General features: G+C 49.1%; 11 protein-coding genes. 7 read left to right on the top strand and 4 right to left on the bottom strand.

Annotated features, from left to right (window positions below):
* The first annotated feature begins 4 nt into the window (after positions 1-4).
* Entirely contained in the window at positions 5-1201 is a 1197-nt protein-coding gene (locus tag ACO0LG_RS23305) for a heme biosynthesis HemY N-terminal domain-containing protein (RefSeq protein WP_423029930.1), read from the top strand.
* A 133-nt stretch (positions 1202-1334) separates the two neighbouring features.
* The gene (gene ppa, locus ACO0LG_RS23310; protein WP_423029931.1) at positions 1335-1871 is read left to right on the top strand and encodes an inorganic diphosphatase; all 537 of its coding nucleotides are present in this window, start codon (positions 1335-1337) and stop codon (positions 1869-1871) included.
* A gap of 138 nt (positions 1872-2009) precedes the next feature.
* On the opposite strand, the gene ACO0LG_RS23315 is transcribed toward ppa, so the two are convergent.
* On the bottom strand, positions 2010-3047 hold the full coding sequence (locus ACO0LG_RS23315; RefSeq protein ID WP_423029932.1) for a serine/threonine protein kinase: 1038 nt from the start codon (positions 3045-3047) through the stop codon (positions 2010-2012).
* Between the two features lie 31 nt (positions 3048-3078).
* Positions 3079-4260: a GNAT family N-acetyltransferase gene (locus ACO0LG_RS23320; protein WP_423029933.1), complete on the bottom strand. Its 1182-nt coding sequence runs from the start codon at positions 4258-4260 to the stop codon at positions 3079-3081.
* Positions 4261-4287: 27 nt separating this feature from the next.
* On the opposite strand from ACO0LG_RS23320, the gene ACO0LG_RS23325 reads away from it, so the two are divergent.
* The 3 genes from ACO0LG_RS23325 (at position 4288) to ACO0LG_RS23335 (ending at position 7487) form a co-directional block, all read left to right on the top strand.
* Positions 4288-5901: an NAD+ synthase gene (locus tag ACO0LG_RS23325; protein ID WP_423029934.1), complete on the top strand. Its 1614-nt coding sequence runs from the start codon at positions 4288-4290 to the stop codon at positions 5899-5901.
* 57 nt (positions 5902-5958) lie between these two features.
* Positions 5959-6297 (top strand): P-II family nitrogen regulator, encoded by a 339-nt coding sequence (locus ACO0LG_RS23330; protein ID WP_110253085.1) that lies wholly within the window; start codon positions 5959-5961, stop codon positions 6295-6297.
* Positions 6298-6389: 92 nt separating this feature from the next.
* Positions 6390-7487 carry an ABC transporter substrate-binding protein gene (locus ACO0LG_RS23335; RefSeq protein WP_423029966.1) on the top strand — a complete coding sequence of 366 codons (1098 nt, stop codon included), beginning with the start codon at positions 6390-6392 and terminating at the stop codon, positions 7485-7487.
* A gap of 53 nt (positions 7488-7540) precedes the next feature.
* Here the strand turns inward: ACO0LG_RS23335 and ACO0LG_RS23340 are convergent, their stop codons facing one another.
* Positions 7541-8176: a Smr/MutS family protein gene (locus ACO0LG_RS23340; protein WP_423029935.1), complete on the bottom strand. Its 636-nt coding sequence runs from the start codon at positions 8174-8176 to the stop codon at positions 7541-7543.
* Between the two features lie 20 nt (positions 8177-8196).
* Positions 8197-9141 (bottom strand): thioredoxin-disulfide reductase, encoded by a 945-nt coding sequence (gene trxB, locus ACO0LG_RS23345; protein WP_423029936.1) that lies wholly within the window; start codon positions 9139-9141, stop codon positions 8197-8199.
* A gap of 270 nt (positions 9142-9411) precedes the next feature.
* Here trxB and ACO0LG_RS23350 point away from each other — a divergent pair, with 270 nt between their 5' ends.
* Positions 9412-11748, top strand: coding sequence for a DNA translocase FtsK (locus ACO0LG_RS23350; RefSeq protein WP_423029937.1), 2337 nt, complete (start codon positions 9412-9414; stop codon positions 11746-11748).
* Positions 11749-11788: 40 nt separating this feature from the next.
* The gene (gene lolA / locus ACO0LG_RS23355; protein ID WP_423029968.1) at positions 11789-12424 is read left to right on the top strand and encodes an outer membrane lipoprotein chaperone LolA; all 636 of its coding nucleotides are present in this window, start codon (positions 11789-11791) and stop codon (positions 12422-12424) included.
* Positions 12425-12434: the final 10 nt, after the last annotated feature.

Below are 12434 nucleotides of genomic sequence, written 5' to 3' on the forward strand. Positions count from 1 at the left end.
GAGTATGCGTATCTTTATCCGGCTTCTGATTCTTTTTGCGCTCGCTGTTGGCTTGGCCGTGGGCGCACGTTATAACCCTGGGAACGTGGTCTTGTTCTTTCCACCTTACCGGATAGATTTGTCGCTGAACTTCTTCCTGTTCCTGTTGTTACTTGCTTTTGTCGTTATTTATCTGGTCTTGCGTGCCATTGTCACCACCAGGAAAATGCCACGCAAAGTTGCTCTGTACCGCCAGAACAAGCGCGAAAAAGATAGTAACAAGGCACTACGTGAGGCCTTGAAAGCCTTGTTTGAAGGGCGCTTCGGTCATGCTGAAAAAGCCGCCATGCGTGCCACTGACTTACCGGACAATGCTGGTGTTGCTTCACTCATCGGCGCGCGTGCGGCTCATCACATGAGTCAGTATGAGCGGCGCGATTCATGGTTTGCCGGTCTTGAGCAGGATGGCGCTTATAAGGTCGCGCGACTGGTGAGCATGACCGAGTTGCTGGTCGATCAGCATCAGGCTGGCAAGGCACTGGAAGCAGTGCGTGAACTGAATGCCAATGGCACGCGCCACATTCAGGTCTTGCGGTGGGCCTTGAAAGCCAATCAGCAGGCACAAAAGTGGCAGGAAGTATTGAAACTGGTACGCACACTGGACAAACACCGTGCACTGCATCCTGCACTGTCGCAACGTTTGCGTGAACTGGCGTATGAAGATTTGCTGACCAATCAGGGACATGATGCTGAATCCATACGCCGGGTCTGGTATGAAATCCCCCAGGCTGAACGCAAATCTGCCTTTATCGCCTTTACTGCGGCAACGGCTTTCAATTCGCACGGCTTATTTGATGACGCCCGTGGCATAGTCGAAAAAGCGCTCTCTGAAGAGTGGGATGAGCGGCTTATGCGTGCATATCGCGACGCGGCTGCTTCAGAAGGCTCGGCTGCCTTGTTGTCACAAATTGAACATTGTGAAAGATGGTCAGAGCAGCACCCGACTGACCCAGAACTGGCACTGACGCTTGGTACACTATGTCTGCGCCAGAAATTGTGGGGCAAGGCACAAAGGCATATGGAGCAGGCCCTGTCCGATGCAGTTGACCCGCGCACTGTGCGTGAAGGCAACCTGAAACTGGCGCAGTTGCATGAGGCCTTGGGTCAGGCAGAAGAAGCTGCCAGCCATTATCGCCAATGTGCGATGGCTACCATGTTGTGAGATGTGGGCTGTATAAACTGGCTGAAAGTTAAATTGTCATGCCGCCCTGTTGCGGCGCACAATTTTGGCTTGAAAAACTATATAATCCCGTTCAAACCATTTCTTCTATTGATACTTATACAGAAAGTGCAAGATGAGCTTGAATAAAGTACCAGCAGGTCGTGATCTGCCAAATGACTTCAACGTTATTATCGAAATCCCTATGAATGGTGATCCGATCAAGTATGAAGTCGATAAGGACACTGGCGCCCTTTTTGTTGACCGTTTCATGGGTACTGCCATGCATTATCCTTGCAACTATGGCTATGTGCCACAAACTCTGGCTGGTGATGGTGACCCAGTTGACGTTTTGGTTATCACGCCTTTCCCGCTGATCCCTGGCGTGGTAGTACGCTGCCGTCCTATTGGCATCCTTAAGATGACAGATGAAGCAGGTAACGATGCCAAAGTATTGGCTGTACCAGTAGACAAGATTTTGCCTATCTACACTCACTGGCAAAAACCTGAAGATTTAAATGAATTGCGCCTGCGCCAGATTCAGCATTTCTTTGAACACTACAAAGATCTGGAAAAAGGCAAATGGGTTAAGGTTGAAGGTTGGGGCGGCCCAGAAGATGCCAAAGCAGAAATTTTGGCTGGCGTGGAAAGCTTCAATAAACTGGAAGCTTAATTTGTCCGGTAAGAGTTAATTGCTGGTAATAATTAGGAATAAGCGAAACAAATAGGCCAACCGGTTTAAAACAAAAAGGTGCGATATTGAATCGCACCTTTTTTGTTTTTAAAGGCCGCATTGCGACCTTATAATTATTTATATTCTGTGCATCAGATAGGCTGCCACTCCGGCAAAAGCAGCAATCAGCGCTGCCCAGCTCAGCCATGATACTTTGTGTGTATCTTCTTCTGCATAGTCACTTGTATCATTGCCTTGCTTTCGGCGCTTGCGTTTGAGTTTCCTATCACGTTCCAAGAATTTTTCCAGTGCAAGCGACATTTCTGCGGCGCTTTCATATCTCGCTGCAGGGTCTTTCTGCATCGCCTTCATGACAATTTTGGATAGCGAATCTGGTATGCCCGGACGAATTTCTGAAGGATATTTTGCTACTTTATTTACAATCTGTTGCAATAATTTGTCAACATCTTGCGACTGAAATGGCTTTTGGCCAGTCAGCATTTCATACATGACCGTGCCTAACGAATACACATCCGTCAAGGCATTGACAGGTTTGCCATTGGCTTGCTCTGGTGACATGTAGTTTGGGGTGCCCAAAATATTATTGTTGAACAGGGTGTGGGCCTGTTCCCTGGTTTCATCCAGCACACGATTTGGTGCGCGGGCGATACCAAAATCAACCACCTTGGGTTGCTGGCTAGGTAAAACAAAAATATTGGCAGGCTTGATGTCACGATGTATTACGCCATTGGTATGAGCATACGCGAGGGCATCGGCAATCTTTTGTATGATGTTCGCTGTCTCTATGATGTCGAATTGCTTGCCATCTGCCAATATATGTCGCAAATCCTTGCCCTGCAGAAATTCCATCGCGATAAATGTCGTACCACCCTCACTGGAAGCATCAAATATGGTCACAATATTCGGATGGGATAACCTGCCAGCGGCCCGTGCTTCATTGATAAATTGCTGCTCACGTTGTTTCTTGTCGGCAGCATTGCTGCCTGCACTAAATATTTTGATGGCGACGTCACGGTCTATGACAGGGTCATGACCCAGATACACGGCACCATTTGATCCCATGCCCAGACGCTCGCTCAGATAAAAGCGACCTACGCGTTTGCTTGGCAATGCAGCAGGTGGTGCATTCGGTGTCGAGAGAAAGTTATTTTGCATGGCGACAGGATGCCTTGAACGAAGCAAAATTTCAAGTAGCGCTTACTCCATTGTGTTTCAGCGCTTTGTATGGTGTGTGTTGGTGTAGCTCATTTAAATATAGTTCAATATCTTGTGTTTCACGCACAAGGAAATTTGATACTGCGTCAAAAAATTCCGGATGACTCAAGTAATGTGCCGACCAGGTCGTGGTTGGCAGAAAACCACGCGCCATTTTGTGCTCGCCTTGTGCTCCACCTTCGAAAATCGCAATTTTTTCCTGTATGCAGAAATCGATGGATTGATAATAAGCTGTTTCAAAATGCAGGCAGGGATGCGTTTCCAGGCAACCCCAGTAGCGGCCATACACGCGCTGCTCATCATGAATGAGCAAGGATGCAGCGATCTTTTTCCCATCTCGCAATGCGATAATAAGATGGATGTTTTCTGGCATGGCGTGACCTATGCGCAAGAAAAAATCCAGATTCAAGTATGGCGTTGAATGATGTTCTTCATAAGTCTGGTCGTAGCAGCTTTTAAAAAAACGCCAATCGTCTTCTTGTATGCTTTTGCCACGCACATGCTGGAACTGTATGCCAGCATCCTGCACTTTCCTGCGCTCGGCACGAATATTTTTGCGTTTTTTCTTGTCCAGGGTGTCCAGGAAATCATCAAAACATTGGTAATCCTGGTTTACCCAGTGAAACTGCACACCTTTGCGTAAAAGGTAGCCTTCTTCACTCAACAGCTGCGCCTGATCCTCTGGCAAGAACAGTAAATGACTGGAAGAATACTCACCCACTTTCTGAAGTTCTTGCAAGGCAGCGATCAATGCGCGTTGTGCCGATATATTGCGTGCCAGAAGGCGGCTGCCTGTAATGGGAGTAAAAGGGACGGCGGACAATAGCTTGGGATAATAATCATGACCATGGCGCTCAAACGCCCTGGCCCATGCCCAGTCAAACACATATTCACCGTAAGAATGTGTTTTCTCATACAGTGGCATGGCAGCTTCAAGCTGCTCCCCATCCCAGATGCTAATAAAACAGCTTTGCCAGCCAGTTTTTTCAATGGCAGAACCTGACTCTTCCATGGCGCTCAAAAATGCATAAGACAAAAATGGATTTGCAAGTGCCTGGTCTGCAATCAGGCTATCCCATGATGATTGCGCTATCTCACTCAGTGAAGTGACGATGCGCATGCGATAATGTGGGGTTGGAGATTCAGATTTCATTTTTCGATTTAATACAGATTTGCAAATATGACCGTAAAAGTTGCCATTGCCCAGATGAATAGTGTTGTCGGTGATCTTGCCGGGAATGCTGCACAGATCACAGAATATGCCCGTCGCGCCGCAGAGCAGGGCGCAGACATACTCGTCACGCCGGAATTATCCCTGGTGGGTTACCCACCAGAAGATTTATTGCTGCGCCAGGCGTTTTATCACGACACCGCTACTGCACTCGATACCTTAAAGAAACAGCTTACGCTATTTCCTGGCCTTGCGGTTTTGGTTGGTCATCCCAGTGAAGTGGAAGGTAAACGGTATAATGCTGTTTCTGTGCTGCAAGATGGTGACATATTAGTCAGTTATTTTAAGCGTGATTTGCCAAATGATATGGTGTTTGATGAAAAACGCTATTTTTCATCGGGTAATCAGGCTTGTGTATTTACTATTAAGGGCGTGAATTTCGGCATCAATATTTGTGAAGATACCTGGCTGCCAGATGCGCCCGCACAAGCCATGCAGGCAGGCGCAGAAGTGCTGCTGGTGCCAAATGGTTCACCCTATCACATGGGCAAGCAGCATCAGCGCTATGACGTCATGCGCGCCAATGTCATCTCTCAGGGTTTGTCCTTGGTATATGCCAATCTGGTGGGTGGCCAGGACGAATTGATTTTTGATGGCAATTCCTTCGTCATGGATGCCCAAGGTCAGATATGTGCACAGTTAAAGCATTGCGAGGCTGACTTGCAACTGGTGGAGTTTGACGACGCGCAGCCTTTGAATGGTCGCGTAGAAGCGGCATTGTCCCTGGAAGCAGAGGTTTATCAAGCGCTGGTGATGGGCGTGCGTGATTATGTAGGCAAGAACGGCTTTCCCAGTGTCTTGCTGGGCTTGTCTGGTGGTGTTGATTCTGCCCTCGTGCTGGCAATTGCAGTCGATGCCCTGGGCGCTGACAAGGTCAGGGCGATCATGATGCCGTCGCCTTATACTGCCGATATTTCATGGCTGGATTCGCGTGATATGGTGGCACGCATAGGCGTGCGCTACGATGAAATTGCCATCAGCGATTGCTTCAGCGCATTCCGTTCTACCCTGAGCCAGGAATTTGCTGGCTTGAAGGAAGATACCACCGAAGAAAATATACAGGCCAGGATACGTGGCACACTGTTGATGGCCTTGTCGAACAAATATGGTTCCATCGTTTTGACGACGGGTAACAAGAGTGAAATGGCAGTTGGTTACTGTACTTTGTATGGTGACATGGCAGGTGGCTTTGCCGTCATCAAGGATATTGCCAAAACCCTGGTGTACCGCCTGTGTGCCTATCGCAATACCCAGTCAGCCGTCATACCTGAGCGGATACTGACGAGGGCGCCATCAGCTGAATTGCGACCTGATCAAAAAGACCAGGATTCTTTGCCGCCCTATGACATTCTGGACGGCATCATGGCCATGTATATGGAAGAAAACAAGGCGCGTGCCGAGATAGTTGCGGCAGGCTATGCGACTGAGGATGTGGAGCGCATCACGCGCCTGATCAAAATTAATGAGTACAAGCGGCGTCAAGCGCCCATAGGTATCAGGATTACCCATCGCGCTTTTGGGCGTGACTGGCGTTATCCTATTACTTCGAAGTTCAGAGACTAGTTTGATCCGTATTAATTATATTAATCGTATTAACCGTAACAATTTAAGGAGAGGGAAATGAAACAGATTACCGCTATCATCAAACCATTCAAACTCGACGAAGTGCGTGAGGCACTGGCTGACGTTGGTGTGACAGGATTGACTGTGGTCGAGGTAAAAGGTTTTGGCCGTCAAAAGGGTCACACGGAACTGTATCGTGGCGCCGAGTACGTGGTCGATTTCTTGCCCAAGATTAAGGTGGAAGTCGTAGTAGATGACAAGATTGCCGACAATGTAGTCGATGCAATTATTAAGGCAGCTCATACCGGCAAGATTGGTGATGGGAAGATTTTTGTACAAAATGTGGAGCAGGTAATACGTATTCGCACTGGCGAGACGGGTCCTGATGCGGTTTAAATATGACGATGTTTAAGAAGTTTGCAGTAAATGAATTTGTTGGTGTTTCAAAAGCAAGAGCAAAAACAAAAATAGGGGTGGCACTGGTGTTGATGGCGATGGCAAATGCCCAAGCCGAAACCGGTGTCACAGATAGAAAAATTTTATTAGGCCAGTCAGCTGCATTTTCCGGCCCGGCAGCACAACTTGGCTTGCAGCTGAATTCAGGTGCCAAGACTTATTTTGATCAGGTCAATGCTGCTGGTGGTGTCTATGGCCGCAAAATTGAAATCATACAAAAAGATGATAAGTATGAGGCAGATCTGGCAGCTGCCAATACCAAGACCCTGATTGAAAATGATGGTGTGTTTGCTTTATTTGGCTATGTAGGTACAGCCACCAGTAATGCAGCCTTACCCATTTTCACGCAAGCAAAAGTCCCTTTCTTCGCACCTTATACCGGTGCGCAATCCCTGAGAGAGCCTCTCAACCGTCAGATTTTCAATATCCGGGCAAGTTATAACGACGAGACTGAATATCTGGTCGATCGTCTGGCCAATCTGGGGACAAAAAATATTGCCATTTTTTACCAGAACGATGCCTATGGCAAGGCGGGTCTGGCGGGTGTGGAACTGGCGATGAAGAAAAGGAATTTGCGTATAGCCGAGATGGCGACCGTAGAAAGGAATAGCACTGATGTCTCAGCTGCTGTTGCCAAGCTCTTGCCAAAACGGCCTGATGCCATCATACAGATCAGCACGTATGCGGCGAGTAGTGCGCTGGTCAAAGAAATGCACAAGGCTGCCTATACTGGCATGTTCTACAATGTTTCTTTTGTCGGTAGTCAGGCTTTGGCAGATACGCTGGATAAAGATGGCGTCGGTGTCGTGATTTCACAGGTAGTTCCATTTCCATGGTCACCGTCAATACCTGTGGTTGCCGAATACACGAAAAGTATGGAGAAAGCCGGAAATAAAAATCTGAACTTTTCCAGCTTCGAAGGTTATCTGGCTGCCAAAGTATTTGTGGAAGGCTTGAAGCGCGCCGGCTCAGGTCTCACCAGAGAAAAGCTGGTATCTGCCCTGGAAAGTATCAACCGCAGCAGTTATGACGCTGGTGGTTTTGATGTGAGTTTTTCTCCCTCGAATCATAACGGTTCAAAATATGTTGATATGACCGTAATTTCGAAGGACAAGAAATTCCGCAATTAAGTTTGCTATGCCTGAGCCTCGGTTCATTGGGGGCTCAGGCTGCATAGCCATCGTCAAGATTTCAATAGCACGATCAAGGCACCAGAGCCACCATCAGCCGCAGTCGCCTGGCTGAATGCCAATACTTCATCTTTCTGTATCAGCCAGTTCCTGACTTTTTGCTTCAGTACAGGTTCCTTGTTGACAGAGCCCAGGCCTTTGCCATGGATGATGCGCACGCAGCGCGTGCCATTGCGCATGCATTTGCGCAGAAATTCTCCCAGGCTGTCCCTTGCTTCGTCGCGGCGCAGGCCATGCAGGTCAAGTTGTGCCTGTATCACCCAGTGGCCTTTACGCAGCTTCCTGACCACATCCTGACCTACACCTGATCTGGTATAGCTCAGGTTTTCATCGGTTTCCAGCAGTGAATCAGCATCAAACTCATCTGATAAAGACTCCTCTAACGCCGCCTGTTCATCTGCAATGTGCTGAAATGGCAGGGGTTCAAGCCGCGCTGGGGCAGGGTGATGTTTCACCGCGGTTTTTAAAACCTCTACCTTGCCTACGCTGGAACGAAAAATATTCGCTTCTTCCCTGGCGTTCTTTTCCCGTTCCAGACGTTCGGTTTCAGCGCGTTGCCGGCTTTCTTCTTGCTGCTTTAATTGCTGACTAAGTGACTTCAGGTCAGCAAGGTTTTTAAAAGACGACATGCTTACTTCCTTGACGTAACTTATTCTTCGAGGAAGCGCTGTGCATCCAAAGCTGCCATACAACCTGTGCCAGCACTGGTAATGGCCTGACGATAAATATGATCCTGCACGTCACCAGCAGCAAACACACCAGGTACATTGGTAGCTGTTGCCATACCTTCAGTACCGGTGCGGGTCTTGATGTAGCCATTCTTCATGTCGAGCTGGCCATCAAAAATACTGGTATTTGGTTTATGGCCAATTGCAATAAAGACGCCGTGTACAGTGATAGGGGTAACTGTGCCATCCGCATCTTTGACATTGATGCCGGTCACACCGGATTCGTCCCCAATGACTTCATCGAGCGTATGATTCCATTTGACTTCGATCTTGCCTTCAGCCACCTTGGCCATCAGGCGGTCAATCAAAATCGCCTCTGCACGGAATTTGTCACGACGGTGAATAACCGTGACCTTGCTGGCGATATTCGACAGATACAGTGCTTCTTCCACTGCCGTATTGCCACCACCAACGACGGCCACTTCCCTGCCGCGATAAAAGAAACCATCGCAAGTCGCACATGCAGACACGCCTTTGCCCATAAAGGCCTGTTCAGATGGTAGCCCCAGGTATTGGGCAGATGCGCCGGTGGCAATGATCAATGAATCACAGGTATATTGCGCCTGGTCGCCGATCAGGCGTATCGGTTTTTCATCAAGCTTGGCGGTGTGGATGTAATCAAAAATGATTTCAGTATTAAAGCGTTCTGCATGCTGCAAAAAGCGCTGCATCAGTTCCGGGCCTTGTACCCCCATAGGGTCGGCAGGCCAGTTCTCTACATCGGTGGTGGTCATCAACTGGCCGCCTTGTTCTACACCAGTGATCAATACAGGGTTCAGATTGGCGCGGGCAGCGTACACCGCTGCAGAATAACCTGCGGGGCCAGAGCCAAGAATTAATACGCGGGCATGTTTGGGTGTGGACATAGCAGACCTGATAAAAAGTGGATGATTAGCTGAGTTGCGGGCAATAGATGGCGTTTTTCATGCAAATTTCAAGTTTTTTGCAGATTTTGCATCGCTATCCTGAGATAAGGCTAAATTATAGACTATCCTCCTAATGGTCGTCTTCTTGCCGTGGATGCCAGGTGGGCATATCTGTTTCAACTGTTACAGTGCACATGTTTGGCGCATACACGGCTTCATGCTATCTTGTCAGCTTTTGAAAGCTGTCCGAATGAGGTTGCTCTCTGTTTTATGACTACTGGTAACGAAGCTTATACTCGAAGCAAGAAAACTGCTGCACCTGCAGCGCCACCAAACCGTTTTCTGGTTCTGTTGATGGAAGCGAAATGGATAGCCCTGGCGGCATTTTGCATTTGCCTGATACTGATCATGGCAAGCTACTCTACGCAAGACCCGGGTTGGTCAAGGTCCGTGGATATCCCTCGCATACATAATATTGCTGGCAAATTCGGTGCCTGGCTGTCTGACGTGCTGTTTTATGTATTTGGTCTTTCGGCATGGTGGTGGTGTGTATTTGCCTGCCGTCAGGTGTGGATCTCGTACAGTAATTTATCGCAAAGGGTGAAACTCAACCCCGATCCGGAGCCTGATGTCGGTTTCTCTGAAATCCTGGTGCGCAATATTGGCTTTGGCCTGTTGTTGGCTGGCAGTATGGGCCTGGAATACTTGCGCATGCACAGCCTCAAAGTGGCTTTGCCGCTGGGGCCGGGCGGCGTGTTGGGTGAATTGATAGGTAAGGCCGGTTTCGCGGCGCTGGGTTTCACTGGTGCGACCCTTGCATTATTGCTGATGATTGCTTTAGGTATCAGCCTCTACTTCCACGTATCCTGGCTGACTATCGCAGAACGCATAGGTGCAGGCGTAGAATGGGTGTTCGTGTTCGTACAAAACAAACATGCAGACGCAGAAGACCGGCGCGTTGGTCAGACAGCGGCCGTCAAGCGTGAAGAAGTCGTGGTGCAGGAAAGGGCCAAGATCGTCGAGGCCACACCAATACGCATAGAACCGCAGGTAGTTGCCGTGCAGCGCTCAGAGCGCGTAGAAAAAGAAAAGCAGGTTTCCCTGTTCAATGAATTGCCAGACACGAATCTGCCTCCCTTGTCTTTACTGGACGAAGCCCCGGTGGTGCAAGAGACTGTCAGCGTACAAACCCTGGAATTCACCAGCCGCTTGATAGAGAAAAAACTCTCAGACTTTGGTGTTGATGCCAAGGTAGTGGCGGCTTATCCTGGTCCGGTAGTTACCCGTTATGAAATCGAACCGGCAACAGGTGTCAAAGGTAGCCAGATCGTTAATCTGGCGCGTGACCTGGCCCGCTCTTTGTCGCTGACATCCATACGAGTGGTCGAGACCATACCCGGCAAGAATTTTATGGGCCTGGAATTACCTAACCCTAAACGCCAGATCGTGCGCCTGACCGAGATTTTGGGTTCCAAGGTCTATAACGACAGTTCATCGAGCCTGACGGTAGCATTGGGCAAGGATATCGGGGGCCTTCCTATTTGTGCTGACTTGGCCAAGATGCCGCATTTGCTGGTGGCAGGTACTACGGGTTCCGGTAAGTCTGTGGGTATCAATGCTACCATCCTGTCGCTGCTGTACAAGTCAGACCCGAATGATGTGCGCATGATACTCATCGATCCAAAAATGCTGGAGATGTCAGTCTATGAAGGCATACCGCATTTGTTGGCACCAGTGGTCACCGATATGCGCCAGGCAGGCCATGCCCTGAACTGGGCTGTGGCAGAAATGGAGCGCCGTTACAAGCTCATGTCCAAACTCGGTGTGCGTAATCTGGCTGGCTATAACGCCAAGATTGCCGAGGCAACCCGCAAGGAAGTACATATCCCTAATCCTTTCAGCTTGACGCCAGATGCACCAGAGCCCCTTGAAAAACTGCCAACCATCGTCATTATTATTGATGAGCTGGCTGATTTGATGATGGTAGTCGGCAAAAAGGTTGAGGAGTTGATTGCCCGTATCGCACAAAAAGCCCGCGCTGCAGGATTGCATCTGATACTGGCGACGCAACGACCATCGGTGGATGTGATCACTGGCCTGATCAAAGCGAATATTCCTACCCGTATCGCCTTCCAGGTCAGCAGCAAGATAGACTCGCGCACTATTCTTGACCAGATGGGCGCAGAGGCTCTGCTAGGTATGGGTGACATGCTTTATATGCCACCGGGCACAGGCTTGCCTGTCCGTGTGCATGGTGCTTTTGTCTCGGATGAAGAGGTGCATCGCGTGGTTGAATATTTAAAATCGCAGGGCGAGCCAAATTACATAGAAGGCATACTCGAAGGCGGCACGCTGGAAGAGGGCGGTGAAGCTGGTGGTGAAACTGCCGGAGCAGGTGGTGGTGAGGCCGATGCTTTGTATGACCAGGCAGTTGCCATCGTACTCAAGAATCGCCGCGCTTCTATCTCTCTGGTGCAAAGGCATTTACGCATAGGCTATAACCGTGCAGCCCGTTTGCTGGAACAAATGGAGCAAAGTGGTGTCGTATCTACCATGCAGTCTAACGGTAACCGCGAAATTCTGGTGCCCGCCGGGAATACTGAATAAAGCAACAGAACAGGATAAATCAGTGAAGAAACAATCTAAGATGATGACAAAACTGGTGGCGGGTGCATTTACACTTGCCATGGTACCTGCATGGGCATCCGCTACTGCGGTCGAACAGTTCAAATCCTTCGTCACCAACAATAAAAGTGCCAAGGGTGAATTTACCCAGCAGCAAGTCAAAATGGTCGACGGCAATCCCAAGATCAGCAAGACAGCAACAGGCAACTTCGTGTTCGCCCGTCCGGGCAAGTTCATCTGGTCTTATATGAAGCCGTATGAGCAACTTTTGCAGGCAGATGGCGACAAGCTCTACATCTACGATAAAGACTTGAATCAGGTCACGATACGTCCTCTGGGTAACTCCCTGGGCTCCAGCCCCGCTGCCATTTTGTTTGGCAGCGCTGGCGCGGCTGATCTGGACAAGAATTTCAATTTCAAAGAGGTCGGTGCCAAGCAGGGGCTGGAATGGCTGGAAGCCACGCCCAAAGCCAAAGATTCACAGTTTGAGACCATAGGCATAGGCATGAAAGATGGCGTGCCTGTTGCTTTGGAGTTGCACGATAATTTTGGTCAGTTTTCTACCCTGACATTGAAGAACCTGGAAAAAAATCCTGTCTTGAAGCCTGAACAATTCAAGTTCGTTGTGCCTACTGGTGCAGATGTATTTCGCCAGTAGTAGCGTTTGA

The organism is Undibacterium sp. Ji42W (assembly GCF_049340405.1).
GTDB lineage: Bacteria > Pseudomonadota > Gammaproteobacteria > Burkholderiales > Burkholderiaceae_D > Undibacterium.

Excerpts from the sequence above, each read along its gene's own strand:
- ACO0LG_RS23305 (WP_423029930.1), top strand. The coding sequence starts at position 5 with ATGCGTATCTTTATCCGGCTTCTGATTCTTTTTGCGCTCGCTGTTGGC.
- ppa (WP_423029931.1), top strand. The coding sequence starts at position 1,335 with ATGAGCTTGAATAAAGTACCAGCAGGTCGTGATCTGCCAAATGACTTC.
- ACO0LG_RS23315 (WP_423029932.1), bottom strand. The coding sequence starts at position 3,047 with ATGCAAAATAACTTTCTCTCGACACCGAATGCACCACCTGCTGCATTG.
- ACO0LG_RS23320 (WP_423029933.1), bottom strand. The coding sequence starts at position 4,260 with ATGAAATCTGAATCTCCAACCCCACATTATCGCATGCGCATCGTCACT.
- ACO0LG_RS23325 (WP_423029934.1), top strand. The coding sequence starts at position 4,288 with ATGACCGTAAAAGTTGCCATTGCCCAGATGAATAGTGTTGTCGGTGAT.
- ACO0LG_RS23330 (WP_110253085.1), top strand. The coding sequence starts at position 5,959 with ATGAAACAGATTACCGCTATCATCAAACCATTCAAACTCGACGAAGTG.
- ACO0LG_RS23335 (WP_423029966.1), top strand. The coding sequence starts at position 6,390 with ATGGCGATGGCAAATGCCCAAGCCGAAACCGGTGTCACAGATAGAAAA.
- ACO0LG_RS23340 (WP_423029935.1), bottom strand. The coding sequence starts at position 8,176 with ATGTCGTCTTTTAAAAACCTTGCTGACCTGAAGTCACTTAGTCAGCAA.
- trxB (WP_423029936.1), bottom strand. The coding sequence starts at position 9,141 with ATGTCCACACCCAAACATGCCCGCGTATTAATTCTTGGCTCTGGCCCC.
- ACO0LG_RS23350 (WP_423029937.1), top strand. The coding sequence starts at position 9,412 with ATGACTACTGGTAACGAAGCTTATACTCGAAGCAAGAAAACTGCTGCA.
- lolA (WP_423029968.1), top strand. The coding sequence starts at position 11,789 with ATGATGACAAAACTGGTGGCGGGTGCATTTACACTTGCCATGGTACCT.